Origin of the sequence: Pseudoalteromonas sp. OF5H-5 (assembly GCF_021530695.1) — a bacterium.
Taxonomy (GTDB): Bacteria; Pseudomonadota; Gammaproteobacteria; order Enterobacterales; family Alteromonadaceae; genus Pseudoalteromonas.
Genome location: NZ_JAKGBF010000005.1, coordinates 70167 through 95504, shown reverse-complemented (window position 1 = coordinate 95504; position 25338 = coordinate 70167). Strand labels below are relative to the sequence as shown.

General features: G+C 44.4%; 33 protein-coding genes and 9 tRNA genes. 4 read left to right on the top strand and 38 right to left on the bottom strand.

Annotation, left to right across the window (positions count from 1 at the left end; translation table 11 throughout):
* Positions 1-305 precede the first annotated feature (305 nt).
* The gene (locus tag L1271_RS09115) at positions 306-1661 is read left to right on the top strand and encodes a hypothetical protein (RefSeq protein WP_235367642.1); all 1356 of its coding nucleotides are present in this window, start codon (positions 306-308) and stop codon (positions 1659-1661) included.
* A 488-nt stretch (positions 1662-2149) separates the two neighbouring features.
* On the opposite strand, the gene L1271_RS24725 is transcribed toward L1271_RS09115, so the two are convergent.
* From L1271_RS24725 to L1271_RS09030, 18 genes are all read right to left on the bottom strand, one after another.
* On the bottom strand, positions 2150-2284 hold the full coding sequence (locus tag L1271_RS24725) for a hypothetical protein (protein ID WP_262927549.1): 135 nt from the start codon (positions 2282-2284) through the stop codon (positions 2150-2152).
* A 2-nt stretch (positions 2285-2286) separates the two neighbouring features.
* Positions 2287-2667, bottom strand: coding sequence for a hypothetical protein (locus L1271_RS09110; protein WP_174168657.1), 381 nt, complete (start codon positions 2665-2667; stop codon positions 2287-2289).
* Positions 2660-3124, bottom strand: a complete 465-nt coding sequence (locus tag L1271_RS09105) for a virion protein (RefSeq protein ID WP_235367641.1) — start codon at positions 3122-3124, stop codon at positions 2660-2662. Before L1271_RS09105 ends, L1271_RS09110 begins: the two co-directional genes overlap by 8 nt.
* On the bottom strand, positions 3124-4146 hold the full coding sequence (locus tag L1271_RS09100; RefSeq protein WP_235367640.1) for a hypothetical protein: 1023 nt from the start codon (positions 4144-4146) through the stop codon (positions 3124-3126). The genes L1271_RS09105 and L1271_RS09100 overlap by 1 nt, the downstream gene beginning before the upstream one ends.
* The gene (locus L1271_RS09095) at positions 4146-4970 is read right to left on the bottom strand and encodes a hypothetical protein (RefSeq protein WP_235367639.1); all 825 of its coding nucleotides are present in this window, start codon (positions 4968-4970) and stop codon (positions 4146-4148) included. Before L1271_RS09095 ends, L1271_RS09100 begins: the two co-directional genes overlap by 1 nt.
* Positions 4963-5316 (bottom strand): hypothetical protein, encoded by a 354-nt coding sequence (locus tag L1271_RS09090; RefSeq protein WP_235367637.1) that lies wholly within the window; start codon positions 5314-5316, stop codon positions 4963-4965. The genes L1271_RS09095 and L1271_RS09090 overlap by 8 nt, the downstream gene beginning before the upstream one ends.
* 8 nt (positions 5317-5324) lie before the next feature.
* On the bottom strand, positions 5325-5540 hold the full coding sequence (locus L1271_RS09085; RefSeq protein ID WP_138580193.1) for a hypothetical protein: 216 nt from the start codon (positions 5538-5540) through the stop codon (positions 5325-5327).
* 112 nt (positions 5541-5652) lie between these two features.
* Complete coding sequence (locus tag L1271_RS09080; protein ID WP_138580192.1) at positions 5653-5979, bottom strand: hypothetical protein; 327 nt, start codon at positions 5977-5979, stop codon at positions 5653-5655.
* 12 nt (positions 5980-5991) lie between these two features.
* Positions 5992-6801, bottom strand: coding sequence for a major capsid protein P2 (locus tag L1271_RS09075; RefSeq protein ID WP_235367636.1), 810 nt, complete (start codon positions 6799-6801; stop codon positions 5992-5994).
* 245 nt (positions 6802-7046) lie between these two features.
* Positions 7047-7850 carry a hypothetical protein gene (locus L1271_RS09070; RefSeq protein WP_235367633.1) on the bottom strand — a complete coding sequence of 268 codons (804 nt, stop codon included), beginning with the start codon at positions 7848-7850 and terminating at the stop codon, positions 7047-7049.
* The gene (locus L1271_RS09065; protein WP_235367631.1) at positions 7840-8358 is read right to left on the bottom strand and encodes a hypothetical protein; all 519 of its coding nucleotides are present in this window, start codon (positions 8356-8358) and stop codon (positions 7840-7842) included. The genes L1271_RS09070 and L1271_RS09065 overlap by 11 nt, the downstream gene beginning before the upstream one ends.
* Positions 8359-8654: 296 nt before the next feature.
* Positions 8655-8837, bottom strand: coding sequence for a hypothetical protein (locus tag L1271_RS09060; protein WP_235367629.1), 183 nt, complete (start codon positions 8835-8837; stop codon positions 8655-8657).
* Positions 8838-8839: 2 nt separating this feature from the next.
* Positions 8840-9043 carry a hypothetical protein gene (locus L1271_RS09055; RefSeq protein WP_235367628.1) on the bottom strand — a complete coding sequence of 68 codons (204 nt, stop codon included), beginning with the start codon at positions 9041-9043 and terminating at the stop codon, positions 8840-8842.
* A complete protein-coding gene (locus L1271_RS09050; protein WP_235367626.1) occupies positions 9036-11120 on the bottom strand; it encodes a hypothetical protein in 2085 nt (694 codons plus the stop codon). Before L1271_RS09050 ends, L1271_RS09055 begins: the two co-directional genes overlap by 8 nt.
* Positions 11101-11355: a hypothetical protein gene (locus L1271_RS09045; protein ID WP_235367624.1), complete on the bottom strand. Its 255-nt coding sequence runs from the start codon at positions 11353-11355 to the stop codon at positions 11101-11103. Before L1271_RS09045 ends, L1271_RS09050 begins: the two co-directional genes overlap by 20 nt.
* Positions 11352-11603 (bottom strand): hypothetical protein, encoded by a 252-nt coding sequence (locus L1271_RS09040; RefSeq protein ID WP_235367622.1) that lies wholly within the window; start codon positions 11601-11603, stop codon positions 11352-11354. The genes L1271_RS09045 and L1271_RS09040 overlap by 4 nt, the downstream gene beginning before the upstream one ends.
* A 3-nt stretch (positions 11604-11606) precedes the next feature.
* The gene (locus L1271_RS09035; protein WP_235367620.1) at positions 11607-12146 is read right to left on the bottom strand and encodes a 3'-5' exonuclease; all 540 of its coding nucleotides are present in this window, start codon (positions 12144-12146) and stop codon (positions 11607-11609) included.
* Positions 12143-12502 carry a helix-turn-helix domain-containing protein gene (locus L1271_RS09030; protein ID WP_235367618.1) on the bottom strand — a complete coding sequence of 120 codons (360 nt, stop codon included), beginning with the start codon at positions 12500-12502 and terminating at the stop codon, positions 12143-12145. The genes L1271_RS09035 and L1271_RS09030 overlap by 4 nt, the downstream gene beginning before the upstream one ends.
* Before the next feature lie 150 nt (positions 12503-12652).
* On the opposite strand from L1271_RS09030, the gene L1271_RS09025 reads away from it, so the two are divergent.
* Positions 12653-13090 carry a helix-turn-helix domain-containing protein gene (locus L1271_RS09025; RefSeq protein WP_174170102.1) on the top strand — a complete coding sequence of 146 codons (438 nt, stop codon included), beginning with the start codon at positions 12653-12655 and terminating at the stop codon, positions 13088-13090.
* A gap of 9 nt (positions 13091-13099) precedes the next feature.
* Here the strand turns inward: L1271_RS09025 and L1271_RS09020 are convergent, their stop codons facing one another.
* From L1271_RS09020 to L1271_RS09010, 3 genes are read right to left on the bottom strand one after another with little or no spacing between them, the layout of a single operon-like run.
* Positions 13100-13360, bottom strand: coding sequence for a hypothetical protein (locus tag L1271_RS09020; protein ID WP_174170101.1), 261 nt, complete (start codon positions 13358-13360; stop codon positions 13100-13102).
* A gap of 14 nt (positions 13361-13374) precedes the next feature.
* A complete protein-coding gene (locus tag L1271_RS09015) occupies positions 13375-13887 on the bottom strand; it encodes a hypothetical protein (RefSeq protein WP_235367617.1) in 513 nt (170 codons plus the stop codon).
* Between the two features lie 19 nt (positions 13888-13906).
* Positions 13907-14080 carry a hypothetical protein gene (locus tag L1271_RS09010; RefSeq protein ID WP_174170099.1) on the bottom strand — a complete coding sequence of 58 codons (174 nt, stop codon included), beginning with the start codon at positions 14078-14080 and terminating at the stop codon, positions 13907-13909.
* A 171-nt stretch (positions 14081-14251) separates the two neighbouring features.
* On the opposite strand from L1271_RS09010, the gene L1271_RS09005 reads away from it, so the two are divergent.
* Both L1271_RS09005 and L1271_RS09000 read left to right on the top strand, forming a co-directional pair.
* A complete protein-coding gene (locus L1271_RS09005; RefSeq protein ID WP_099028856.1) occupies positions 14252-14446 on the top strand; it encodes an excisionase in 195 nt (64 codons plus the stop codon).
* Positions 14446-15705 (top strand): Arm DNA-binding domain-containing protein, encoded by a 1260-nt coding sequence (locus L1271_RS09000; RefSeq protein ID WP_099028857.1) that lies wholly within the window; start codon positions 14446-14448, stop codon positions 15703-15705. Before L1271_RS09005 ends, L1271_RS09000 begins: the two co-directional genes overlap by 1 nt.
* 41 nt (positions 15706-15746) lie before the next feature.
* Here L1271_RS09000 and L1271_RS08995 read toward each other — a convergent pair.
* The 17 genes from L1271_RS08995 to ruvB all read right to left on the bottom strand — a co-directional run bounded on the left by L1271_RS08995 (position 15747) and on the right by ruvB (position 25336).
* Positions 15747-15837, bottom strand: a tRNA-Ser gene (locus tag L1271_RS08995).
* An 89-nt stretch (positions 15838-15926) separates the two neighbouring features.
* Positions 15927-16970 (bottom strand): quinolinate synthase NadA, encoded by a 1044-nt coding sequence (gene nadA / locus L1271_RS08990; protein ID WP_010605119.1) that lies wholly within the window; start codon positions 16968-16970, stop codon positions 15927-15929.
* 133 nt (positions 16971-17103) lie between these two features.
* Positions 17104-17179 (bottom strand) — tRNA-Lys (locus L1271_RS08985).
* Between the two features lie 155 nt (positions 17180-17334).
* Positions 17335-17410 (bottom strand) — tRNA-Lys (locus L1271_RS08980).
* Positions 17411-17565: 155 nt separating this feature from the next.
* Positions 17566-17641: transfer RNA gene (locus L1271_RS08975), tRNA-Lys, on the bottom strand.
* Between the two features lie 155 nt (positions 17642-17796).
* Positions 17797-17872 (bottom strand) — tRNA-Lys (locus L1271_RS08970).
* Between the two features lie 155 nt (positions 17873-18027).
* Positions 18028-18103 (bottom strand) — tRNA-Lys (locus L1271_RS08965).
* Between the two features lie 29 nt (positions 18104-18132).
* Positions 18133-18208, bottom strand: a tRNA-Lys gene (locus L1271_RS08960).
* Positions 18209-18237: 29 nt separating this feature from the next.
* Positions 18238-18313: transfer RNA gene (locus L1271_RS08955), tRNA-Lys, on the bottom strand.
* Positions 18314-18342: 29 nt separating this feature from the next.
* Positions 18343-18418, bottom strand: a tRNA-Lys gene (locus L1271_RS08950).
* A gap of 149 nt (positions 18419-18567) precedes the next feature.
* Positions 18568-19320: a tol-pal system protein YbgF gene (ybgF, locus tag L1271_RS08945; protein WP_130163846.1), complete on the bottom strand. Its 753-nt coding sequence runs from the start codon at positions 19318-19320 to the stop codon at positions 18568-18570.
* 12 nt (positions 19321-19332) lie between these two features.
* Entirely contained in the window at positions 19333-19869 is a 537-nt protein-coding gene (gene pal / locus L1271_RS08940) for a peptidoglycan-associated lipoprotein Pal (protein WP_010605122.1), read from the bottom strand.
* Between the two features lie 40 nt (positions 19870-19909).
* On the bottom strand, positions 19910-21268 hold the full coding sequence (gene tolB / locus L1271_RS08935; RefSeq protein ID WP_010605123.1) for a Tol-Pal system beta propeller repeat protein TolB: 1359 nt from the start codon (positions 21266-21268) through the stop codon (positions 19910-19912).
* A 9-nt stretch (positions 21269-21277) separates the two neighbouring features.
* Positions 21278-22219 (bottom strand): cell envelope integrity protein TolA, encoded by a 942-nt coding sequence (gene tolA / locus L1271_RS08930; protein ID WP_010605124.1) that lies wholly within the window; start codon positions 22217-22219, stop codon positions 21278-21280.
* Positions 22219-22647, bottom strand: a complete 429-nt coding sequence (gene tolR / locus L1271_RS08925; protein ID WP_010377593.1) for a protein TolR — start codon at positions 22645-22647, stop codon at positions 22219-22221. Before tolR ends, tolA begins: the two co-directional genes overlap by 1 nt.
* Positions 22634-23338 (bottom strand): protein TolQ, encoded by a 705-nt coding sequence (tolQ, locus tag L1271_RS08920; protein WP_010605125.1) that lies wholly within the window; start codon positions 23336-23338, stop codon positions 22634-22636. The genes tolR and tolQ overlap by 14 nt, the downstream gene beginning before the upstream one ends.
* A 993-nt stretch (positions 23339-24331) precedes the next feature.
* Positions 24332-25336 carry a Holliday junction branch migration DNA helicase RuvB gene (gene ruvB / locus L1271_RS08915; RefSeq protein ID WP_010605126.1) on the bottom strand — a complete coding sequence of 335 codons (1005 nt, stop codon included), beginning with the start codon at positions 25334-25336 and terminating at the stop codon, positions 24332-24334.
* Positions 25337-25338: the final 2 nt, after the last annotated feature.

Genomic DNA, 25338 nt, shown 5'->3' with positions numbered 1-25338 from the left:
GTGTCGCTGCTTTTTTGACTTTCAGAGTCAACTTCCGGAGCAGCTTAATTATGCTACTATCGAGCTTATAGTAAAATCCTAATAGGAACGCAGAAATTTCTCCTAATGCTTCAGGGGATTTGACTATATCTTATGACTAAGAGCGGATGTTTTAGCACCGATAATACATCATGTAAATGCATCAAGTAGTCTCAACTATATAAAACCAAACAGAGAGAAAAATGTTTCTTTCTACTATTTTACTAACGAATGCTGACTTAACCCTTCATATAAGAAAGGGTTAAGTAAGCACAGGGACAGACAATATGGATATATCAAATACCCAATGGCATGCTAAAACCAAAGCTTCGCCTGCTACCTCATATCGTTCGAATACGGATACCAACCAGAACAATGCACGCAATACACAGGTGTCTGTTTCTTCATTGGCTGTGAAACTAAAAGAAGCACAACAGGCGATTGACGCAGCTCGTTTAAATCAGCAATCATTTCCACAGAATAACAACGTTTTAACGTGGCAAGCGCAAAGCAATCAAGAAAAGATTAATTCGGCTAAGTGGGAGTTTGAGCAACTGTCCAAACCTCAACTGGAGACTATCGCCATGGATCCCAGTAATACCTTTTCAAAAGCAGAGAAGACTGCTGCTTACGAAAAGTGGCATGCACTTGATCAACGAGCGTTGTCTGAGCTGAAGCGGAACGCCCTCAATGATGATAATGCAATGACATCATTTGAAGCTGCGCTATACACACATAGCCAGACATTCTCAGAACTCGGTAAAGCTATGCTCCCTGATGATTATCTTTCGCAAGCACAGTCACACTTCGAGTCAGCGCTCCAAGACATGAACTTATCAGCGCATACAATGAGCAATCAAGCTGAGCATTACTATAGCCTAATGGTTACAGATCTGTTTGCTGGCAATGAACCTAAAGTGCACAATGGCGCTGAAGGGATGTCTTCACATAACTTAGAACGCAGCAACTATGACTTCTTGACTCATAAAGACAGATTTATGCTGGCTGATATGTATGAATATGCAGAGAAAAGTGGCATAGATTTCGAGTATATTCAAAAACTTGCTAGTGACATAGGAAACTACCGACGACATGATGACGGCAAATTACTCAGTAATTTCAACGAGGGGCATTTTAATACCGAAGGCCAAAAGCTCACTGTCGGATTTACGCAAAGAGATCAAGCCTCTATAGATCGCCTGATGAATAATGGTGCACTATCTTCCAGTGCTCTGGACGCGGGCTTTGTATCTTTTATCACAGACCCAGGCCTTGGCGTACTCTCTCACCAAGGCAGCTACCAGTTTCTGGCACATATAGCGGAAGTAACAGCCGGTATTGCGACCAGTGACTCAGCAACGCAATTTAAAACGTTCACCGAGGCAAGTAGCATCAACGAGCGCTATGTCATGACCCAATCTGAAGAGAGTATTTCCCTCCCAGAACCGGATGTGACATGCAAAAACGGGGTCTGTGAGGTAACCGAAAAAGGACGGAAAAATGGCGTAACCTTAACGCAAAATACTCAAGTGCTCGCACCGCCTATTGAGTTCAAGCCCGCTCAATTTGATACCCTACTCCACCTGCAAACCGACCCCGATACTCAGAAATCAGTCTGGTTCGAATGGCTTTTAGAAAAGTAATTTTTAAACTTAAAGTGGGCGTTTCGTATTTTTGTAAATAAGATAGCGAAGTTATCTCCACCTTATGTTCGTTTGACTTAATATCTATCGCTGAGACATTTAAGTTAAAATAAATCATAGATACCCACCTCAAATTCGGATGGCTGTGCTGTCTGCAACTCCAACCGATAATCTAAGGCTAAATGCACAAGCAAAGATATTTTAAATAAAAATGACGTAAGCCAGAATGGCTTTCGAAGATGCGCTGTATTTAGGAAATAAAAACGAAGTTTAGGGTTTTCATAACCCCAAAATGTCCCCAAAAGTACAAACGGATTTTAGTAGGTAATTGATTTGAATAAAGAAGGAATGGCGGAGAGAGAGGGAGTCGAACCCCAAAAACCAATATAAACACCCCTACATACCCCGCCATATCTACGTTTTAGAATTTAGCAGTGGATATGTTGGGGTATGTTTTGCTCTAAGATAGCCCCAAAATGTCCCCAACTTTACTGGATTTTCTCTTTGATTTCTTTGACCGACTCTTTCAACCAGCGAATATCTGTTTTGTTGGTCGTCACAGCGCCATACAAAAATATGGCGTTAGCCAGTATCGTGAGTATCGTGTCTTGACTGATGTCCATGCCTACCTCGCTTGTACGGTTGCTACTGTTTGTGGTGAGACCTCACCGTCTAACAACACCTGATACTCAGGCCGCAGCCTCATTTCAGCATCAAAAATGGTGTCCACCAATGCCTGATTTTTAGGGTTCAGCTTGATAACCGCTTCCAGCCATAGCTCATCTTTGACCTTGTAACTAAAATCCAGTTTTGATTTATCGAGGAAAAAGCCCGCCCACGCTCGTTCAATATCATGCGAGCCGTTCGCCTGAAATTGCAGTTTGGCCAGCAGATTCCCGAGCGGTTCGGTAAATGATTTTGAGCCGCTATTGATGTATTGGTAAATGTAGTAAACACCCCCAATAGTGAGCAATAGACTCAGGTTTTTGCTAATGAAGTTACCCATAAAATCCCCACTGAAAACCGCGCTGAATTTCATCCATGGAATACGGCTGCTCACCATTTTCCATTTGAATCATAGCCTCAATCACCCGCGGGTATTCGCTATCATCCAGTGTTTTATTACTGTCCACATTGGCTCTGCTCGACACGAACGCGATATATCCTGCCGTGTCATTCTCATTGGGTGGAGCCCATCGGCTAATAATGTCGCTGACATTTCGGATATCGTATTTATGCGCATAGGTTCGCAGAATGCGAGCAGCGGCGCGAATACCATGCTCAGCGGTTTCAAAAATGGCAAAACGGCCATCATTGCCCACTAACCCAACCCAGTTTTCACCCGCTTCAATATTCAACGGGTTGTTATTGCGGATACCCCGCGCGGCTTGTTGCGTTGTCATATATACCCCTATTCCCAAAACGATTAATGCGGTGATGATGTGTGTGGTGTCTAGTTTCATCAGACACGCTCCTCCAGCACTTGCGCGATGCCAGCCGATACCAACACAGGCACTTCTGCGTACAAATCTAAAAAATAAGTGAACGATGTGCCGTAGTACTCAAGTGGGTAATGGTCCCGCACATCGCCGTCGACAAAGCTCTCAACCATGAATACCCTGTGAGTACCTGCCGACATTCGCACTCTCGCGCGCATTTCACCACAACTGCGACCACCTGAACCAATACGCCATCCACCTCCGAATTCTAGCTGCTCGCTTTGCTCATCTCCGACTGTCCAGAATAGCGCTGGGTTGGTCTCGTGCACCCCTTCCCAATCGTAGGGGTCACTGGGGTATTGGCGCTGCACATCAACGATTGCATTTGCATAAATGTAAAAATACTGATTATCCAGTTCGGGCGGTATTACGATATCAACGTAGCGCACACCGCCTGCCTCCATTTCTGAGCGCGTGGGCATTTGGCTTGTGGGCCATGCGTATCGCGCAGGTTCCATGGACGGGTTTTCGTAGAATTTTGTTGTCGTCTCGTCAGTGACCCAGTAGTAAAGCTCACCGTAGCTATTTATCTCAATATCCCGCCCCGCCTCGTACAACCTGCCGTTTTGCACAATGCCAGCGCCAGACGTCATATTAGGACCACCAATGTACATGTCGCGGTCACATGTAATTGTGGTTTTTAGGCGCGGCGGGTCATAATCAAGCAGCTTATTGACGCCCGGCATCAGTGTTATTTGTCGTGATGTCATCATATTTGAGCGCATGGGCTGGGGCGTAAAATGATACTCGTGCCACGACACCCATATTGCGATATCCATTGCAAACTCTGTATATATCGCAACACGCGCAAACTTAACGCTATTCAGGTTCATACCCTGATAAATCTCAGTTTCCAGTTTTACACTACCGTGCTCATCAAAAAAACGTGCAAAGACACCAGTTAGCGCCCTCACTACAGCAAACGAGGTGCCCGGCACATTAACATCCCACAACTCACCTGCGGCTAGTTTGTTTTTTAAAATCATCAATTAGCCCTCATCATTGCTACGGCCATACCCATGCCACCCAAACCCAACATGACGTACATCATGGTTTTGTTGGTGCTGATTGCGAGTTGCTGACCATCCGAGCGCGTGGAGTGATCTGCGAACTGCAGGGCTTGTTTATGTGCCAAAATAGTTTGGTCGCTGGCGTCTTTGTATGCGTCCTGCGTTGCTGTAATTACCTGCGCCCCCAAGTCTTTTGCCAGATTGGATGCGTTATCCATGGAATACACTGCAACGTCTGTCATGCGTGCATTTGCATTGTCGGCCGCATCAATTGATAGGCCAGCGAGTTGCGCTGAGTTATCCATTGCGTAACTAGCAACGTCAGTAATTCGTGCGTTTGCATCCCCTATCGCACCAATCGTTGTATTTAGCGTGTCACCAGCAAAACCAATAACATCGCTATTGATACCAGCAGACAGCCCCAACATCTCACGCGCTAAATCGCCATTTTCTGCAAGCGCATCTCGCGTTAGTGAGTTTTGTGCGTTGATACTGTCACCCGCAATGTTTCGGGTCATCGACAGCGCATCGCCCGCGAAATCTAGTGAGTCGCGATTTACATTCCCTGCAAAATCAAATCCGTCTCGAGTCATATTGCCAGCAGCATCAAAACCCGCGATATTTGCATCAACCAACCCCGCACCTAGTGACTCAATTGCGCTAACTAAGCCGCCGTCAGTCATATTGTACGTGTTGCCGCTGCCGTTTGTGATAAAACCATTATTGTCACCCTGAACACCAATACTCGTACTAGTGTTGTTGGTAACTTGGCGTGAATTACTTCTGGATTTACTACCCATTTAGCGTCATCCTATAAATTGCATAGCCGAATTCGTCCGTCGACTCGTACACAAATTGATAGGCCGACAATAAACGTTTCAACGCCGTGCGTTTTGTGTGGTAAACAATGGAGGGGGCTGAAATGCGGCGAGCTAACGACACCACTTTTGGTGCAATCGCCAGCAGGTTTTTACCTGCCGCGCACACCACACACAACCCGTCACGGTCTACACGCAACACGCAATAGCACCCCTCAAACTCAACCAGCACCGCCGAACCATGCGCCACTTCATTTTTTACGGTTTCATAGTCTGCCGCTGCCGCTGATTTAATTTGATGAATTTCACTAATGTGCGCCACGCGCATACCGCCCCCTATTTTTTCAACAGAAATAAAGCAGCAATCGCCACAGCACCAATAATCAACAACTGGTTGTTAGTGCCGCCACCGAAATTGATATTTCCACCCTGAAAACCAATTCGCTGCATTTGGTCGCCAGTGCCAGATGTTGCGCCCGAGCTAATGGGACTCCCCGCCCCATTAGTCATACCGGGTATCGCACCCGTTGCACCTAGCATTGCGCCAAACATTACGACTGCCCCGCAGGTTTGCGCATCCAATCACGTACATAGTCAGCCAAAATTGCACCCGCGACCGAGATAGCCACGCCATACGCAAAATACTTTAAGTTCTTCGGATTTTTCATTTCATTGCCTTCATAATTAGTGCTACAGCCAACAACCCACCAAATCCGTACAGTACGGTTGATTGTGGTAAACCAAACACCATTGGTTCAGTAGGTTGCGCGGTTTGGGTTTTTGGTGCATCCACAAGTACCGCCGCACCATTGTCTAGCTCTGCGGTGTTCATGTGTTCGTTTTGGGTGATGCCGTTTGATGACTTGATAGCCTTAACTTTTTCGACATCGCCCCAAATTTTCAGCGCGTTACCCAAAAATGAGTTCGCGCCATCCCACCAACCGCCGCCCGTTGTAGTTGCCGCCATTGTTGGCGCTCCCTCTGGTTGCATTGGTCAACCCCCTTAGAATGTTGATTTTGCGTAGTCATCGAAGTAATGCACGACCACTTCAGCGCTACCCGCTTCAGATGCCTCAACACGTAAACGCATGTCATTGATGGTGTTATCCAGCGCTAGTGCGCTAAATACATCCCCTGCCAAAAACAGGTCAATTGCGTGTGTATTGGTTCGTGGTGAACGGCCGCGCTGCTTTAGGTGGTGCGTGTGTAGTGGTGCAGGAATGTGGTCACGCCATTTCACGTTGTTCACCAGAAATTCGGCGGACGTAACGCCCGATTTTTTAATTTCAATTAGCGCGATTTTTGCACCTAATGGACGCGGTAAGTTTTCAATTTCGTTAATACCGACCGCAAAGTTGTAGCGGAACGAACGGCGTTTGAATAACCAACCAGGAGCAGAACCAGATGACTTTTCCGCGAATGCTTTAATCACTGGCGCAATTGCATCCGTTGCGATATCAAATTTGATTTGTGCGATAGATAATCCAGTTGTACCCAACGCAAAAAAGCGTTGCTCAACCAACGATGGATTTAATACACCCTCAATCTCAGGACGCACAAAGTACAGCGTTGCAATACCGTCAACCTGCTCACGTTTAAAATATGCGTTCTCATCCAGTAAGTCTTGCAGCGTACCGTACTCGGTAAGTGTACGACCTTGCAGCTCAACTTTTAGATTTTTTATTTGTGCGGGGGTTACGCCTGAATATTCAAAATGAATTTTTTCGTATGTGCGGCCAACTGGCAGCGTTAACGAAACACTGCCGCCAGCAGCAACACCAGTTAGGTTATTTAGTGGAGAAACTTCTAACATTGCGCTTCCCCTTAACCTACGATTGTGCGTTTGATTGAACGAAGCGCACGAACGTTATTGAGGATGGCTAAAACACCAAGAGTGACACCCACGGATGTCAGAGTAGATTTATTTAACATGCGATGATTACCTTGTTTGGTTTAAAAATCGCTAAGTAATAAATCAGGCGTTTCGCTCCGCTGTACAACGGTTTTCGCTCCCCCTATAGCGAAAAGAGCGAAATTTTCGCTCTTTTGGGGTGTTTTTTATGCGGATGTCAACTCGTCAAAATCCATTTTTTCGACTTTCCCTGTCTCCAAGTAGAGTCGGTACGGGCAAATGTTACCAATCCCCCCTTTTAGTTTGGCTATGTAGTGCATTCGCTCATCTTCATACTTTTGATTTAACCGCCCCAGTGCAATAACATCAGTAATGGCGGCGTCTAGCTCCTTAGCGACCGCTTTCGCATCATCCATTGACTCCTGTCCGCCCAGTATTTTTCTGGGGCTGTTATTCCAAATTGTCTTTGGCACTTCCTGACTGCGCTGAAAGACCGTATGGAGCACCGCGCCAAACTTGCGACCACCCGTGGCTATCTCCCCGATAATCGAACTATCTTTCGCTACCGAGTCGACCAATTTCGCGTACTCCTCAACGAGAATGTCTAATCTGCGATTTCCGTCCAACGCCTCCCACATCAATTGCCCGAACCATTCAAGTTCAATTTTTCTGGCCGCTCGTAATTGGTCGTCTTTTAGCGAGCTTGGAAATTCAGGCGAATAGAAAACAACGAACTTTTTCCCCGAACGCCACGCATCAATGAACGCACTAGCGAATGTCTTGCGCGTGCTGTAATGGTAAACAGGTCGTTGCCCCAACCCATTAAAGAGGTCTTTCGTTTTTCGACCATCAAAACCATACTCGCGATACAGGTCAAAACCTGCTACGCAGTCACCGAACAAATCCAGCATTTTCGCTAGCAACTTCACCGCCGTTGACTTCCCGCCGCCAGTACCTGCAATGTAGCAAGTATGTAGCGGCTTATGTTTGTTGTATGGCCTAATTGCCATTGGTTGCAACCTCCGTTCCGCTTATGCCACTTTCCTTTTCATGCGCTTTAATCTGCTTGTAAACTGATAGCGCCGCACTCCCGAGCACAATGCCGAGTTCGATTTCTTCTTTCCAGCGAATCAACCACGGCGGCATCCCGCCCTTGCAGTATTTACGCACCACTGGCGCGGCTTTTTCTGCAATCACTTCGCGCGTTTCATTATCAATGGTTACTGGCGCTTCAACGGTGGACTCGATAAAGTCGGCCAATGACGACACGCCATACCCAGCCAGCTCACTAATATCGCTTTCGGTCATTTCTTCCGATTCGACAACCTCGCCAGCCTCACCCACATCACCGCTTGAAGCAGAGGCAAACTTATCAAGGTGACTGTAATCGTGCTCCTGTACAGATTGCGATTGTTCCGACTGCTGCGATTGCGAGGATTCCCCAAAACCCAGATTTTCCATGCTCTGCGCTATCGCTGTCTTCTGTAGTTCCGCTGGTAAGTCGTTGGTCGTTGTCATCTGTTTTCGCTCCTAGTTCGCTATTAATTTGCTCTGTTTGTGGCACCCATTCATCAGGTGCGGGGTTGTGTAACACCACCTGCGTTTGCATTTCGCTATTTTCGCTCTGCAAAGCTGGCGGTTGCTGGGATTGTTTATTTACCGCTTTCGCCCATTTCGCTTGAACATAGTCCCCGCTTCTTTGGTCCATTCCGCAATTGGAACAGTGCAAGTAAAAAAGTTTTTTGCCGTTTTTTCGGCGCTTGATGCTGGCGAACGTGCCGCAGCCGTCACACTCAATTACGCCTAGTTCCTCGTTAGTCGATTTCGCCATCTTGCATCCCCTCCAACAATTCTATTCGGCTCGCCATTTCTGACATTAGCGACACCGTGTCATCAAGCGCGGCCTCTGCCAGTCTAATTTTTTTACCTACCTGAATGGCTGGTAGCCGTTTCGCCTCATTAATTTTTCCAGCGATTTTTACGATTTTTTGCTGCACTTTTAATTCTCCTCAGATTCCCAATGCTCATATTTTTTCACCCATTCCACGCGCTCAACTTTGCATGTGATTTTGATGCCCGACTGCTCTAAACCACCATTGATACACTCTTCCAACATCCCATCAAAAATATGGTCTTTTAACGCTCCATAGCCCGCAAAAATAAGGAGCACTGTAGCTCCAGCTAACTTGTACCCATCACGCATATTCAATAACCCTCTCGTATCTACTGTAGAAATTCACAACCGATTCAATGGACTCATCAACTACTTGCTGCGCTTTAACGAGCAAGTTAGTCACTGTATTTTCTTCTTGCCTTTGCTCTTTGCGGTGTTGCTGGTCGTCATCTAACCCAAACACAGTGCGCAAGCGCCAACCACGAACGCCAATCGCCCAGTTAATGAAGTCTAAAAATTTTGAGTCGTTGGAGAACTTAGCAACGCCACCACGGGCAAAGTTGCCGTTTAGGTCAGTTGCCATTGACTGCACTTTTTCAGTCATTGCAGCAATTTGGGATTCCAGCTTTTTGAGTAGCTGATCACGCTTTTCGGTTGGGTCTTTCTTGTTGACGGCTTTCATCTTTTCAGCAAAGCCAATTGTTGATTTCAGGCGCTTTTCAGCTTTGGCCTTTCTTAGCCTCTGCTTTTCGAGCCCCTGCATATACTCTTGGATTAACCCGTACATATGCTGGGACTCATGTGTTGCGCAATTCTCCCATGCTTCAGCACGGGCATATTTAGAAATATTGTAGCGGTTGCCACGTATCTCACCTTGCGAACCGTCACCGCCTTTGGTCATATAACCAAGCGCTTTTAGTAGGTATTTAGCAGCCGCAGTCGCATTTTTAATACGCTCAATAGTGACAAACCCCTGCCCCCATTTTTCTTCAATTAATGCCGCCCACTCATGAAAATAAACAGGCTCAACGTTCCATCTCATCAACAAATGAGCGTGATAGTTTTGATGTCCGACTGACGAAACTTCGCCCCAAGGGTAATCACGCGTTTCATGTATTCGGGGTGGCGCTTCCGCTACCCAAATGTAATCAAAAACAGGGCGCTTACTTGGATCTTGCTCGCATTCGATTTTGCAAATTTCCATATCATCATTCGTGATAGCACGCGCTTCACATTGCTCAATGCACTCCACAATGCCCCACGGGTAAACACGTTCATTGTTGTGCATCAGATCAGTATGCACACGGCCTTTCGCTCCAACCGATGACACTTTACCCCACGGATAAAGACGGTCAGAACGGCCAATACATTCAACTTTGCCCCAGGAGTATTTTTTAGCGGATGGTGTTTTTGATATTCTGCCCGATGCAGTCCAACCCCGTTTGTGCATTTTGCCCACGAGGTCTAAAAATGGGCTCAGCTCTTGCCCTATGGTCGAACGTTCAAATTCAACGGCGGTATACTCTCCGTCAGTTGTCACCTCATCGTGCAGTAGCTCACCTGTTGATGAGTAAATAGCAGCTAGCTTTTGTCCTGCCTTGCGCTTAGCAACTTTGCGATAATGGTCGTTATCCATGCGCCAGCGTGCTTTTTCGTCTAATGTGACCGTGGTAAATGCAGTAAAGCCGCCTTTAACAGCTGCCATGTAAAGGCCACTGTCGATAATTTTTCCACGCGCTCGACTGGTTAATTCTGTGGTTAACCTATCGCCCGTGTTTGCGTCCGGTGCGTCACTGGTTGTCGTCATTTGCGTGCAAACGATGCGATAACCATCACACCAGTTGCGAGTTTGGAAGTGCGCACGATTATTTTGATAGTGTGGTTTGAGTATTTTCGGCTTTTTGTTTGATTTTGGATTAGCCTCACGCTCAATTCTGCCCACAACTGGCGATTCGAAGTGATTTTTTTCAACTTCGGCAACAAATTTCGGGCGAACTTCACCAGTTTCTATGTCCAGACATTCATCACCTTTGATACCTAGCCACTCTGCGCGCTTCTCAGGGCTGAGTTTTAAAGCCGCGTCAGTGTATAAACGCTCTAATTGCTGCGCTTTGTGGTGCTGTGCGGCCTCCCTTTTGGACATTTGAGGCTGTCTTAAATCGGATGTCGGACTTTTGCACCTTATGACAAGCCTAGCTTTTTCAATCCCCTGCGGGGCTTGCGCTTCGCGATTAGATCGAGCAAATGATTCAACGTACTCCTGCCACGTTATCGAGTTTTCGATATCCGTATCAGATACGTCTGGAATTGAGTCACGAAAAAAAGCGCCAGATTGGGCGCTTTGAATTGCTTCGTATAATTCGGAATCAGTTACTTGGTTTTTCATGGCTTGGTGGCGTTCCCATGATGTTCACAAAAGTAGAATCAACAACCTCTATCCCGCTTAGGTTGGCTCTTAGCTCTGAAGCTTTTTTTAAGCAAACATCCTCCAAGCACGCAATATCGTTTTGAATAAAGTCTCGCTCAGCGCTACTTAGTGTTTTATTGTTTTTAAAGCATTGCTCTAAAACAGACTCAATTTTCTCGACACGTTCATCAATAATTTTATCTAAGGATTTCATAACACCACCCTTTTGCTTGCGCTCATGCGGTTGCGTGCTGCCATGGCTAGCGCTGATTTCAATAATTGGTTGCTGCGTTCGCCGTTGCGTTGGGCTCGCGTCTCTTGCTCAATGCGCTTTTGCTCGGCTTCGTGCTGCGCTTTGTGTGATTTGATTTGAGCGCGCAATTGGCGGATTTTCATCAACTGGATGTCCCAATGTGATGGCTCGGTGATTAACTCGTCGATTTCTACGATTGAATGACTCATGGTTCACCCCTCAATGACCATAAATTTATTCATTAGCGCAAGTGTCATTTGGCAGTCAGCAAGCGCGCGGTGCGCATTAAACTTTGAAGTATCAATGCCCTGTTGCTCACACGCATTGACTAGCTTTTGCCATTTAAAATCACCGTAGTAATTAACTTCGCCGTAATATTCGGCATAGTCTTTCATCACGCAGATAGAATCTGCTATTCGATTCCACAGCAATTGCTCAAAACTGATAGATTGGGAGATAATGCGCAAATCGTAGCCGGCATTGTAAATGCACAGAGTTCTTCCACTGATAATGCTTTTAACTTTGGGTAGAATCTCATGAAAAGTTGGCTGGCCTTTTACCATCTCGTTTGTGATACCGTGTATCGCAATTGCCCCAGCTGGGATTTCTGCCTGCGGGTCAACTAGCGAATTCAGCAACGTATTACCGAAGCCGTCAATTATCGCGATTTCACACACCACAGCATCATCACCTAAGCCCGTAGTTTCTGTGTCTAAAACAATAATATCGTTTCTGTTTATTGTATTATTCATACCCCCACCTCCAGCGCAATTTCATTGGCAATTGCCGCCATAAAACTCACTTTTTCGTCTTGCGTGGAGCTTTTGCATACCGAAACAATTGGACGCCCCAACCTCTGCCCCTTTAGAGATGAAAATGCAAATGACCCCTCCTTATCTTTGAATACCTGATGTTGAGTCTTGATATCATCCATAGTCACCTCACCACCCGTAAATTCTGCGATTTTCTCAATCACTTCATCTGGTGCCTTTCGGTAGCCGTAGGTGTAGGCCATAACCGCCGCTTCAGAGCGACCCAAAAAAAGCCCAAGCTCCTTTCTAGCGACAGCAGAATCTTTCTGAGATTTAAACCATTCCGCCAAATTCATGTTACCTCCGTATATTAGTAAAGTATTCCGTATAAATTTACCAACCCACACATTGCAAAGTCAACAGAATTTACTTACAAATTGACAATTGATAATCACATCATAGGGTTGTAATATCTTTACTAGGTATAAAACATAAAGATCTCACTCATGAAACAAGCACCTTGGGCTAAAGCCGTGCAAGCCATAATGAAAAAGAAGGGAATTAAACAGCGTGACCTCATGGAGGTTTTTGACGTCCGTAGTCAAGGCGCTGTTAGCCATTACTTTAGCGGAAGAAACAACCTATCAGGTGAGCAGATAAAAAGACTCACCTCTTTTTTGGGAGTTGACGAGAGCGTTTTCCATGAGAGTGAATTTGAGGAAGATTTCGCCACTAGATTAGATGTGGATGCTCTTACCGAGTCATTTCAAACCATCGCTAGGATAGATAATCTATCTGACACAGAAATAGTTAACTTTTTTGATGTTTATGAGAAGATGAACCCCAATAGGGTTGCGGAGGTTTACGAAGTACTTCAAAAAATAAATCAAACTAAGAAAGATGAACTTAGCACCGCTCTAATGTCATTAAAAAAGGCTCCCTAAGGAGCCTTTTTACTTACCAATTACCTCTAGCAACCTATCTCTCCTTTTCAGGAGTATAGTCCTACTTGCTAGACTATCGGCTTTATACACCTCACTCCCCAAACCCAAGGCTTTGCATTCAAGGTAGTGCTCAATATCAACAACATTCGTAAAGTCTGCTGTCGACGCTGACTCTTTATAGTGGGTATGCGAACGACTCACCTCTTTGTACGCCAGATAAGCAGTTAACAACACAACCCCAAAAACAACCATGCCAACAATAAGCTCCATCTAACCACCGTTTTTTACAAATATTCTTCATTTGTGCTTGAAATAACTCTAGGCAGAACAATACACAAAACACAAACAATAAGCAACATAACATTAACAGTGTTAATTGCGTGTGTGTAAAATAACGCAAGTTCGGATGTGCCGAATACTACTTTTTCAAGCAGCCTAATCAAGTGGATGAACACTTGCGAGGCATAGAGATATATGACCGCTAGAGTCATCTTGCTCATTTTCAACCTGAAGTAGTTATGGTTTATACGGATAACGCACATTGCCAATATTTGAATAGCACAAAAGGCAAGGTGAAACACAGCCTTTGACACAACCCCAACATTGTTAACAGCGTATGTATAGAGATAAGGAGTAATGTAACTCATCAACAACGAAAACAAGACTAGGTAAGTTAAGGTAACACTATTACTATCTGCCCGCCTGTAAGCAAACAAATACAGCAACCAACAAAAAACATACGCTAAAACAATATGCTCACCAAAACTTAAAAGCTGCTGCTCAACTAACGTTAACATTAGATTTCCTATTTATAGTTTACTTCACCGCTCCACCAGAGTGACTAACGCCACTCTTGCTCACTTCTGGTGACTTTTTGTCTACTGGGTCTAACCCACTCCCACTTGTACCCGCCGCAACCTTTTTGCAACTGACAACATCAATAACCGAACCTTGCTTTACAGAACTAAAACTAAGTTTTACATCTTTCATAAACCCTCTCTTGTCCATTTATATTATCAAATTACTATCAAAAAATATTTTTTACAATAAATTTTACTGTATTACTTTACAATCAAGGTAAAGTTTACATATTATTTTACCCACACCAATGGTGCAAAGTAATCATATCAAAGAACGAACATTAATCAGAGGACTTTAAAAATGGAAACATACGTACAGCTAGGTTGGGTATTGCCACCAGTATTTGAGCGATTAAAAGGGATTAAAAAAGATATGCTGGATTGTCGTCGCAAAGATGGGAAGATCCCCGAGGGGCATATTTGGCGAAAAGCACCAGACGGGCGCGTTTATTACCATTTCGAGCGTTGGAATGAATACGTAGAGAACACGCTGTAATGAGTGATTTAAAGGACTATGCCGACCAGTTCGAAGGCATTGAGATACACGGCAAATGGATTCGTATTTTTTTTAGGTTTCGCGGTGTACGTTGCCGCGAAGCGCTAAAAGGCTTAAAGGTTACTAGGTCAAACATTAAGTTTGCCGTTAATAAACGCGCGGCAATTCTCCATGAAATTGCGACCAACACATTTGACTATGCCAGACACTTTCCTGATTCACAGCGCGCGCACATTTGGAGTGCGCCACAAAACGAAATTCCCACCGTTCGTGATGCGTTGGAAGTTTGGTTAAGCGTTAAAAAAACCCAAATTGCACACAGCACGCATCGTTCTTACGACAATAAAATCAAAAATCACATATTGCCTAAATGGGGAGCCCATAGGCTCAACCAAATAAAACAGAGTGATTTAAAGGTTTGGATCAGCGTTGACTTGGCGAACCTGAGCAATAAGACCATCAATGAGTTATTGATACCGTTTCGTGGTGTGTTTCATGACGCAAAGGCGGATAGGCTATTAGAGTTCAGCCCATTTGACTACATTGACAATTTAAAGGTGGTTAGGGATGAGCCAGACCCATTTACAAGGGAGGAAATAAACACGTTTGCAAACACGCCTACAAGCCGCCCACAGGAAGTGAATGCGTTTGTATTTTGTTGCTGGACGGGTTTGCGCCTATCTGAGCTGTTGGCGCTAGCGTGGGAGGATGTAGACCTAGACAAAGGCACTATCAAAGTGCAGCGCGCTATTGTGCTTGGGCGCTATAAAGTACCCAAGACGCGCGGCAGTGTGCGAACGGTGCATTTGCTTGCGCCAGCACTTGAAATAATACGCAAGCAATTGGCACTTAGCGCAATGTTAGCACCGCGAAAAATCACAGTGACGCAGCAGGATAATAAAACAGCTAAATCGGAGAGTGTACGCTTTGTGTTTGTGAATTCACTTTCTCATGACGAACTAAAAGGCGAAGCCCCCTACCGTGACCGATTTTTTAAAACCCATCTTAAAAAGGCCAAGATTCGTTATCGTGGTCCAAGTCAAGCTCGTCACACTTTTGCCAGTCAATTACTCACTGCGGGTGTTAACGAACGTTGGATTGCAAATCAAATGGGGCATACATCAACGAAAATGATTGAGCAGCATTATGGAAAATGGATGGAACAAGAAGTGCCAGATATGGCTAGTAGAGCAAGCAAATATTTAGGATTTGAAGACACTAAAATCACTCCGCGTATCCCCAAAATGTCCCCAAAATAACAAGCGAGCGTGATAAGTGATTGATTTTAAAAAGAAAAAAATGGCGGAGAGAGAGGGAGTCGAACCCTCGATACGCTATAAACGTATACACGAGTTCCAGTCGTGCGCCTTAAGCCACTCAGCCATCTCTCCGCACTGAATTGCGGGGCTAATACTATGAAAAGCCTCGCACTTTATCAAGCAGTTTTTTGCTTTTAGGATCTATTTGTCTATTAATCCTACTATTTCTGCAAGGATGCAGAAAAATCTAGCATACGATTTAGCGAACGTAGTGCGCCTTCACGCAATTCCATATCAACGAAGACTTCTTTGCCTTGTGGGCTGATAAGCGCTTCTTCAATTGCCTGTAGGCCGTTCATTGCCATCCAAGGGCAATGGGCACAGCTACGGCATGTAGCGCCTTCACCAGCGGTTGGTGCTTCGAAGAACTCTTTCTCAGGGCAAAGTTGCTGCATTTTGTAGAAAATACCGCGATCGGTGGCAACGATAAACTTCTGATTATCCATTTCTTGCGCAGCTTTAATTAACTGACTCGTTGAGCCTACTGCATCTGCTAAGTCTACGATTTCCGCAGGAGACTCAGGGTGAACCAGTACCGCAGCGTCAGGATGTAGCTGCTTCATGTCTTTAAGGGCTTTGGTTTTAAATTCATCATGAACGATACACGCACCGTTCCACATGATCATATCGGCGCCTGTTTTCTTTTGAATATAAGAACCCAAGTGCTTATCCGGACCCCAGATAATTTTTTCACCTTGCTCATCAAGGTGCTCAACAATCTCAAGCGCGCAAGAAGAGGTGACAATCCAATCCGCTCTTGCTTTTACCGCAGTTGAAGTATTGGCGTATACCACCACTTTTCTGTCTGGGTATTGATCACAAAACGCAGAAAACTCGTCGATAGGGCAACCTACATCCAACGAGCAAGTTGCTTCGAGTGTTGGCATCACAACGGTTTTGTGCGGTGTCAATATTTTTGCCGTTTCGCCCATAAAGCGCACGCCGGCTACGATGATCATGTCTTTGTCTTCTTGCTTAGCGCCAAAGCGTGCCATTTCTAATGAATCAGCAACACAGCCGCCAGTTTCTTCAGCAAGTGCTTGGATCTCAGGATCAGTATAATAGTGGGCAACCAGTACCGCATTCTTTTCAACTAATAGCGCTTTGATACGCGCTTTATACTCTGCTTTTTCTTCAACGGTAAGAGGGGCAGGTTTTGGAGGGAAGATATAATCTTCCGGCATAATACGTTCAGCTAGACTCATTTCTCGACCACTAGTCCACATTGCATAATTAGGTGGAATTATACGAAAAATACAGGGGTAATCCTAGCGAATGTTTAGCTCTAAATGGCGAGTTTAAGAAAGTATTTTGAATAATATATGAAGAATAAGAGGATGGTGGGTCATGATGGACTCGAACCATCGACCAATGGATTAAAAGTCCACTGCTCTACCAACTGAGCTAATGACCCGCTCAAGCATTAAAAGTGCCATTAATTCATCCTGAAGAGGTGTTCTGGCTCGTCGTCCTGACTCGCGTTCAAAAAGCTGCGAAGCGATGCTCCGGTCTTTTTTCACCCAACTGAGCTAATGACTTGCTCAAAACTGAATTAGTATGCTTGTAAAGTGGTGGGTCATGATGGACTTGAACCATCGACCAATGGATTAAAAGTCCACTGCTCTACCAACTGAGCTAATGACCCGCTCAAGCATTAAAAGTGCTATTAATTCATCCTGAAGAGGTGTTCCGGCTCGTCGTCCTGACTCGCGTTCAAAAAGCTGCGAAGCGATGCTTCGGTCTTTTTTCACCCAACTGAGCTAATGACCCGCTCAAAATTGAATTCGTATGCTTGTAAAATGGTGGGTCATGATGGACTCGAACCATCGACCAATGGATTAAAAGTCCACTGCTCTACCAACTGAGCTAATGACCCGCTCAAGCATTAAAAGTGCCATTGATTCATCCTGAAGAGGTGTTCCGGCTCGTCGTCCTGACTCGCGTTCAAAAAGCTGCGAAGCGATACTTCGGTTTTTTTTCACCCAACTGAGCTAATGACCCGCTCAAATATGAATTATAAAGCTTGTAAAGTGGTGGGTCATGATGGACTTGAACCATCGACCAATGGATTAAAAGTCCACTGCTCTACCAACTGAGCTAATGACCCGCTCAAGCATTAAAAGTGCCATTAATTCATCCTGAAGAGGTGTTCCGGCTCGTCGTCCTGACTCGCGTTCAAAAAGCTGCGAAGCGATGCTTCGGTCTTTTTTCACCCAACTGAGCTAATGACCCGCTCAGAATCGAATTCGCAAGCTTATTAAGTGGTGGGTCATGATGGACTCGAACCATCGACCAATGGATTAAAAGTCCACTGCTCTACCAACTGAGCTAATGACCCGCTCAAAATCGAATTCGCAAGCTTATAAGTGGTGGGTCATGATGGACTTGAACCATCGACCAATGGATTAAAAGTCCACTGCTCTACCAACTGAGCTAATGACCCGCTCAAAATCGAATTCGCAAGCTTATAAGTGGTGGGTCATGATGGACTCGAACCATCGACCAATGGATTAAAAGTCCACTGCTCTACCAACTGAGCTAATGACCCGCTCAAACATGAATTCTAAAGCTTATAAGTGGTGGGTCATGATGGACTCGAACCATCGACCAATGGATTAAAAGTCCACTGCTCTACCAACTGAGCTAATGACCCACTTAACGCAGCAGTTTTTTGTTACCAATCGCCTGCTGCGGGCGCTTATAATACTTATTTAAATTTTGAGTGCAACTGAAATAGCTAGTTTTTTTCACTTTTTATGACTAAGCGCCTAATTTTAAGGCACTCAGCTCAAAAAGTGATAACTACATCTTCGCTAAACGCTCTGTTGCCAATTTTGCAGGAGTCGTACTTGGATACTCTTTAATCAATTTATTAAGGAGTGTCTTCGCTTCTGCTGCTTGTCCCTGTTTATGTAAAATAGTACCCAGCTTTAACATCGCTTCTGGACGTTTATTCGATTCAGGGAAATTATCAACAACGGTTGCGAAATGAGACTTAGCTTTACCATCGTCAGATTTTATTAAGAATAGCTGACCTAACCAGTAATGCGCGTTCGGCACATATACTGAGTTTGGATACTGCTGCAAGAAACTTTGAAACTCAGGGATCGCCGCATCGTAGCGTTTATCCTTCATTATCATGTTTACAGTACGGTCGTACGCTTCATTCTCTGATAGATTACTGCTAAATGCTTGTTCGGGCGTAACATCTGGCGTTACCGCAGCAGTTGTTTTTGACTGGTCGTAAGCTTGGCTAACGCGATTTTCAATCTCTTGATACAGCTCACGTTGACGTTGTAGCACTTTTTCAAGCTTATAGCTTTGCTCTTCCGTCACACCGCGTACTTGGCTTACTTCTTCTTGCAGCAGATTAAGTTGTTGCTGTAACTCAGCCTGTAGCAAATTGCGAGTTCTCATCATACTCTCAAGTTGAGAGACACGTTCTTCCAGTGTTTGATTTGAATTTGCAGCTTCTGAAACAGGAGCGGGAGCAGCCCAAACTTGGGCGCTCCCGCTCATGAGTAAGAATGCTGCCAAAATAGTATTCGGCTTCATAATAACTCTTTCTTAGTACACCAATACCGCGCGGCGGTTCTTAGCGAATGCTTCTTCTGTACGTGACTTCACCAAAGGTTTCTCTTCACCGTAGCTCACTACAGAAATTTGGCTGTCAGAAACACCAAGGCTTTGAAGGTACTTAGCTACTGCCTTACCACGGCTTTCACCTAGCGCGATGTTGTACTCAGGCGTACCACGCTCGTCTGCGTGACCTTCTACTAGTACTTTCACACTTGGGTTTTTCACTAGGAAATCAGCGTGCGCTTGAAGTAATTCGGCGTACTTACTCTGAATAGTAGATTTATCGAAATCGAAGTATACGATCTGTTCTTGACGTAGTGCTTCGTATTTCTCTCGTAGTTTTTCTTCTGCTGATTTCTCACGAGAAATAGTGTTTACGTCAACAGTGTTATTATCTTGATTGGTTGCCGCTTGATTGCTTTCGCTCGCCGCGCCCTCGTCAACACTTGAAGATGAGCTACATGCTGCAAGTGTCATCACTGGCAACGCGACCATTAAGGCTTTTAGAGTTTTGTTAAGTTGCATCGAGTATATTCCTATATCTTTATAAATCTAACCAGCAAAATTACTGTAAAAACGGCGACCAGGCTGGTGCCTTAACTTGGCCATCCAAGACAGGTAACCTTGCCTTAAAACGACCATCCATAGACACCAATGCCAATACCTGCTTATTATTGTGCAAGGTGCTGTATATTATCATCGAGCCATTTGGTGCAATACTCGGAGACTCATCTAATCTCGTACGAGTGAGAACTTGAAACAGCCCGGAATCTAATTCTTTTTTCGCAATGTGGTAACGGCCAAGCGTGCGGTTAACCATAATCAGACGCTTTCCATCTGGTGTGATCGAACCTGCTAAGTTCATGTCGCCGTCGAACGTCACTCGCTTAGACCTACCAGTTTTTAAATTTAACTTATAAATCTGAGCATTACCACCCCTTTCAGATGTATACACAATTTCTTGACCGTTTGGGTGCCAAGAAGGCTCAGTATCTATACTACGGTGTCGAGTTAAGCGTGTTTCTTGACGAGTTTTAAGGTCAATTAGATAAACTTCTGTCGCACCACCTGAGTCCTTAGAGAGTACCGCAAGTAATTTAGTTCCATCAGGAGAAAACTGTGGCGCACCATTAATACCTGGATGGCTAGTGATCAGTTCACGCTTTCCTGTATAGATATCTTGAATGTAAATTTGGGATTGGCGATTTTCAAAAGTCACGTACGCAAGTTTGTTTGCATCTGGCGACCAAGCAGGCGACATTAACGGCTCTTTTGAGCGCAATAACACCTGCTCGTTGTAACCATCATAATCGGCAACAACTAATTGGTATGGCTTATCCTGTCCGTCACGCACGATAATGTAGGCAATCTTAGTTCTAAATGCGCCTCGCTCACCTGTTAAAGCTTCATATACTACGTCGCTAATTTGGTGCGCGTAATTTCTAAAGCCTGTACTGCTAACAATACTTTGGCGTCCTTCAAGCACATGATCGTCGCTTTGCATTAAGCGACCATTCGACATTATGCGAGTTTCACCACCGGTCAGCTGTGCTCTGATCACGTCAATCAGTTCATACTTTACCAAGTAACGTCCAGCAGATTGCTGGGTCACGGTGCCTACAACTACCGCTTCAACCCCTGCATCGACCCATGCAGCGTAGTCGATTTCCGAGTCAGTTGTTGGTAATTGAGGCATGTCAGCCTCGGCAACAGGCTTAAATTTACCGCTGCGCATCAAGTCTGCAGAAATAACGTCACTTAAACTCGACGGCATTTCACCAGTGCCATTATATTTAAATGGTACAATTGCGATGGGTCTAGCACTGTCTACCCCTTCTGTTATCACAATTTCAAGTGCGGCTTGCGCAAACTGTGAAACACCCAGAGTAAAAACCAGCAATAAGGTTGTGAACTTCTTTAGCATGTTCGTCCTTTAAAAATTTGGTTTAATTGTTAAATTGATATTCTTAAGCTGTTCAAACACGTCTTTATCTTTAGAAACAGGTAAAGTATCTGCCATTTTCACAGCACGGATAGCGGCTTCACATACAAGCTTATCGCCACCCAATGACTCTACATGCGTCACAAGGCCATTGAAGGCAAGACGAATGTTTACTCGGCATTGTTTACCTTTCATTGTTTCATCAATAAGCAAGTTTGCTTGAATGCGTTGCATAATAAGCGCTTTAAACTTATCCACTTCGCTCAATACTTGCTGTTGACGGATCTTAGCTCTTGCTGCCTGCTCTTTGGCAAGCTGGTCACGCAGCATTTGTTCTTCAAGTGCCTTTTGACGTTGACGCTCCGCTTCTTCAGCTTTTCGTTTTTCCTCAGCTTCGCGACGTTTCCTCGCCTCTTCGGCCTTTCTTAAGCGATCTTCCTCAGCTTGGCGTTGGGCAGCAGCCTTTTTAGCAGCTTCTTCCGCAGCGGCTTTTTCAGCTCTCGCTTTATCAGCCTGTTCACGTTGCTTTTTCTCAATTTCGCGAGCGCGTTTAGCTTGCGCCTCAGCTTGGCGAGTCTCTTCCAACTTAGCTTGACGCTCTTGCTCCAGCTTTTTTATGCGCCGAGCTTCGGCTTCACGGTCTTTTCTGGCTTGCTGTGCTCGCTGTTCAAGATCGCGAATACGGCGATCTTCAGCAGCTTGCTTTTCTTCTTCACGCTTTTTTAAATCAGCAATCTTTTTCTCAACCGCTTGCTGATCAACCGACACTGCAGAAACCGCCCTTTCAGGCTTTTGATCTTTCTGCTGTGGATTTAAGGTGACTTCCATCACAGTAGGTGTTTCAACTTGAAAATTTGCCGTAGCAAATAGCAGACCGCCAATCGCGCCATGAAGCAATACTGACTTAACTACGCTGCTAGATAATGAACTCATTACTCATCCTCAAATGATTTAGTCATTAAGCCAACAGAAGGAACACCCGCTTTTTTCAAGAAGTCCATTAAATAGAGTACTTCTTGATATGACACTCTGCCTGAACCTTTGATCATCACAGGAGTATCTGGATTTTGTTCTAACTTTAGTTTAATCACCGCAGCTACTTCTACGGCATCCATCGGTGCTTCAGGATCGGTACCGACAGTAACAAAATAGCGACCTTCAGCATCAATGGTTGCAATAATCGGTGGCGAGTCTTTGGTTTCAACCAATTCAGACTCTTCCATCTGAGGTAAGTCTACTTTTACGCCGTGTTGGATAAGTGGAGCCGTTGCCATAAAAATGATTAACAGCACCAACATAACATCAATATAAGGAACGACGTTGATCTCCGCGACGGGACGACGTCTCTTACGCTGATACATTTTGTTTTGCCTCTACTTGTGTTGCAGCCTGACGATAAAGAATGTTAGCGAACTCTTCCATAAAGTTAATGTACTGAGTTTCTAGCTTTTCTACATTTTTGGCAAATCGGTTATACGCCATAACCGCTGGAATTGCCGCAAACAGACCCATGGCTGTTGCAATCAACGCCTCAGCAATACCTGGTGCAACCATTTGCAGTGTCGCTTGTTTCACTTCGCCAAGCGCGATGAAAGCATTCATGATCCCCCAAACAGTACCAAATAGACCGATATAAGGACTGATAGAGCCAACTGTCGCTAAGAAAGAGAGGCTCGATTCTAACTTTTCAATTTCACGAGAAAGCGCGACACGCATTGAACGGTGAGTACCTTCAACAACAATCGAAGGAGATTGGATATTGCCTTTTTTATGCTTTGCAAATTCTTTAAAGCCGGATACAAATAACGCTTCTAACCCTGTTGCACTACCAGCCCTTGCAGCTATTTCATTATAGAGTTTGCTAAGATCCATACCGGACCAAAATTTTTGCTCGAAATTCTTTGATTGGCTTTGGGCTTGAGAAATGACAGTTTTACGTTGAAAAATAATTGCCCAAGAAGCAATAGACAATCCCACCAGGGTCAACATTACAAGTTGTACCAAAAAACTGGCTTTTAAAATTAGATCGACAAAATTTAGTCCCGATTCCACGTTATTATACTCCCAAAAGTGTTTCGGCAATGGTAGCCATTTATATTCTTGCGCTCTACTGAGCAATATCTAGAGATAGACTAGATTTACTACCAAAAGGTTCAGCTAGTTTAACCACACTACAAATACCTTACAATCTCAATACTGCGAATTCATTGTATTTGACGATAAATAGAGCAAAACAGTGTAACTCCCTTTGCTTTACCCAAACTTAAGCAAATTCGGCAATCTCCATCACAGTCTCTAAATATGACCCAAAACTGCATAAAATAGGAGTTTTATGCACAAATAGAGAATAAAACCTCAAAAAACAGATTGGTCTTACCAATTAACAACAGATTATCTAATATTTACATTTTGCGCATTTAACATACAACCCCATATTTTACATGAACTTATACAAATACATCGCCACATTTAAGCTCACTTTTTAGCCTTAATAAAAATTCTGATATTAGTTTTTTTTATCTGAAAAAAGAATTTTTCTAGTTTGATGAAAAACCAAAACCTCTTTAATATACACCCTGTACTGAGCGAGCAGCTGAAGTTTCAGCAAAGCACAGTTACTTGCAATAGGATTCTGATTTTTCGTATTGCTTAGATGATGCATTTTGTGGATAAAACCCAAAGTAACTCATCTTGTTCCCTGGATTACTTCCTTCAACTTGTTGTTTTGCCCGCATTATTTGCGGGCTTTTTTTTGCCTGAAATTTGGTGCACGCCCCTTATTACTCTCCTCGTTTTCTTTAACACTCGATTATTTTGCGGTTTTTATTTAGCACTTGGTTTAAAGGACGAGGCAGTCTACAAATAGTTTAAGCAACGTATAACACACAGGTAAATTACTTCAGCGGTAATGAGTCTTGCTTGAATTGAGCTGATACAAAATTATGGATTTATGCAAACGTGATTTGCAAAACTCTAATGTAGAAATGAAATAGCCGAGTGAATACTCGGCTATGAAGAACAAAGGTGTTTGTTACCCAGCTTGGATTATTCTGGCTTGCTTAGCTCAAAATGCATATAGGCTTTATCAGAGACAATACGTCCTCTTGGCGTGCGTTGAATAAAGCCTTGTTGGATCAAAAATGGTTCTATCACATCTTCGATGGTTTCTTTTTCTTCTCCAATCGCCGCAGCAAGGTTATCAAGACCAACCGGGCCACCGGTAAACTTTTCTATGATTGCCAGCAGATATTTGCGATCCATATAATCGAAGCCACATTTATCAACATCGACCATATCCAGCGCCAAGTGTGCAATCTCTTCAGTGATAGAGCCATCGCCCTTCACTTCAGCAAAGTCTCTTACCCTGCGTAGTAAACGATTTGCTATTCGTGGTGTACCGCGCGCTCGACGCGCCACTTCAGTTGCACCCGACTCGCTGATCTCTAGATTTAAATGATGCGCTGAGCGCGTTACAATCGAAGACAAATCCGCAACCGAGTAAAACTCCAAGCGCTGCACAATACCAAAACGATCTCTTAATGGTGAGGTTAATGAGCCGGCACGTGTCGTTGCACCAACCAAAGTAAAAGGCGGTAAATCCAGTTTAATCGAGCGTGCTGCAGGGCCTTCACCAATCATGATGTCCAATTGGTAGTCTTCCATAGCGGGATAGAGAATTTCTTCCACCTGAGGGCTTAAACGATGGATCTCATCAATAAATAACACATCCCCTTCTTCAAGGTTAGTGAGCAATGCGGCCAAGTCTCCCGCTTTTTCAAGCACAGGTCCCGAGGTGGTTTTTATATTAACCTCAAGCTCGTTTGCGACAATGTTCGCAAGCGTGGTTTTACCTAAACCCGGCGGACCAAATATCAGCAAGTGATCTAAGGCTTCCTGTCTTGAACGTGCCGCCGCTATAAAAATTTCCATTTGCTTTTTGACATGCGGCTGACCGGTATAATCATTTAGTAATTTAGGTCTAATCGCCCTATCTACTAAATCTTCATTACCTTGGATCTCAGGTTCAATTAATCTATCTGCTTCAATCATAG

Coding starts and splice junctions, on each gene's coding strand:
- L1271_RS09115 (WP_235367642.1), top strand. CDS start 306: ATGGATATATCAAATACCCAATGGCATGCTAAAACCAAAGCTTCGCCT.
- L1271_RS09035 (WP_235367620.1), bottom strand. CDS start 12,146: ATGAATAATACAATAAACAGAAACGATATTATTGTTTTAGACACAGAA.
- L1271_RS09065 (WP_235367631.1), bottom strand. CDS start 8,358: ATGACAACGACCAACGACTTACCAGCGGAACTACAGAAGACAGCGATA.
- pal (WP_010605122.1), bottom strand. CDS start 19,869: ATGCAACTTAACAAAACTCTAAAAGCCTTAATGGTCGCGTTGCCAGTG.
- tolR (WP_010377593.1), bottom strand. CDS start 22,647: ATGTATCAGCGTAAGAGACGTCGTCCCGTCGCGGAGATCAACGTCGTT.
- L1271_RS09030 (WP_235367618.1), bottom strand. CDS start 12,502: ATGAATTTGGCGGAATGGTTTAAATCTCAGAAAGATTCTGCTGTCGCT.
- L1271_RS09075 (WP_235367636.1), bottom strand. CDS start 6,801: ATGTTAGAAGTTTCTCCACTAAATAACCTAACTGGTGTTGCTGCTGGC.
- L1271_RS09020 (WP_174170101.1), bottom strand. CDS start 13,360: ATGGAGCTTATTGTTGGCATGGTTGTTTTTGGGGTTGTGTTGTTAACT.
- L1271_RS09010 (WP_174170099.1), bottom strand. CDS start 14,080: ATGAAAGATGTAAAACTTAGTTTTAGTTCTGTAAAGCAAGGTTCGGTT.
- L1271_RS09045 (WP_235367624.1), bottom strand. CDS start 11,355: ATGAAATCCTTAGATAAAATTATTGATGAACGTGTCGAGAAAATTGAG.
- nadA (WP_010605119.1), bottom strand. CDS start 16,970: ATGAGTCTAGCTGAACGTATTATGCCGGAAGATTATATCTTCCCTCCA.
- L1271_RS09100 (WP_235367640.1), bottom strand. CDS start 4,146: ATGATTTTAAAAAACAAACTAGCCGCAGGTGAGTTGTGGGATGTTAAT.
- tolB (WP_010605123.1), bottom strand. CDS start 21,268: ATGCTAAAGAAGTTCACAACCTTATTGCTGGTTTTTACTCTGGGTGTT.
- ruvB (WP_010605126.1), bottom strand. CDS start 25,336: ATGATTGAAGCAGATAGATTAATTGAACCTGAGATCCAAGGTAATGAA.
- L1271_RS09055 (WP_235367628.1), bottom strand. CDS start 9,043: ATGCGTGATGGGTACAAGTTAGCTGGAGCTACAGTGCTCCTTATTTTT.
- L1271_RS09095 (WP_235367639.1), bottom strand. CDS start 4,970: ATGGGTAGTAAATCCAGAAGTAATTCACGCCAAGTTACCAACAACACT.
- L1271_RS09085 (WP_138580193.1), bottom strand. CDS start 5,540: ATGTTTGGCGCAATGCTAGGTGCAACGGGTGCGATACCCGGTATGACT.
- L1271_RS09110 (WP_174168657.1), bottom strand. CDS start 2,667: ATGGGTAACTTCATTAGCAAAAACCTGAGTCTATTGCTCACTATTGGG.
- L1271_RS24725 (WP_262927549.1), bottom strand. CDS start 2,284: ATGGACATCAGTCAAGACACGATACTCACGATACTGGCTAACGCCATA.
- L1271_RS09025 (WP_174170102.1), top strand. CDS start 12,653: ATGAAACAAGCACCTTGGGCTAAAGCCGTGCAAGCCATAATGAAAAAG.
- L1271_RS09105 (WP_235367641.1), bottom strand. CDS start 3,124: ATGAAACTAGACACCACACACATCATCACCGCATTAATCGTTTTGGGA.
- L1271_RS09040 (WP_235367622.1), bottom strand. CDS start 11,603: ATGAGTCATTCAATCGTAGAAATCGACGAGTTAATCACCGAGCCATCA.
- L1271_RS09015 (WP_235367617.1), bottom strand. CDS start 13,887: ATGTTAACGTTAGTTGAGCAGCAGCTTTTAAGTTTTGGTGAGCATATT.
- L1271_RS09050 (WP_235367626.1), bottom strand. CDS start 11,120: ATGAAAAACCAAGTAACTGATTCCGAATTATACGAAGCAATTCAAAGC.
- tolA (WP_010605124.1), bottom strand. CDS start 22,219: ATGAGTTCATTATCTAGCAGCGTAGTTAAGTCAGTATTGCTTCATGGC.
- L1271_RS09090 (WP_235367637.1), bottom strand. CDS start 5,316: ATGCGCGTGGCGCACATTAGTGAAATTCATCAAATTAAATCAGCGGCA.
- L1271_RS09000 (WP_099028857.1), top strand. CDS start 14,446: ATGAGTGATTTAAAGGACTATGCCGACCAGTTCGAAGGCATTGAGATA.
- L1271_RS09080 (WP_138580192.1), bottom strand. CDS start 5,979: ATGCAACCAGAGGGAGCGCCAACAATGGCGGCAACTACAACGGGCGGC.
- ybgF (WP_130163846.1), bottom strand. CDS start 19,320: ATGAAGCCGAATACTATTTTGGCAGCATTCTTACTCATGAGCGGGAGC.
- L1271_RS09005 (WP_099028856.1), top strand. CDS start 14,252: ATGGAAACATACGTACAGCTAGGTTGGGTATTGCCACCAGTATTTGAG.
- L1271_RS09070 (WP_235367633.1), bottom strand. CDS start 7,850: ATGGCAATTAGGCCATACAACAAACATAAGCCGCTACATACTTGCTAC.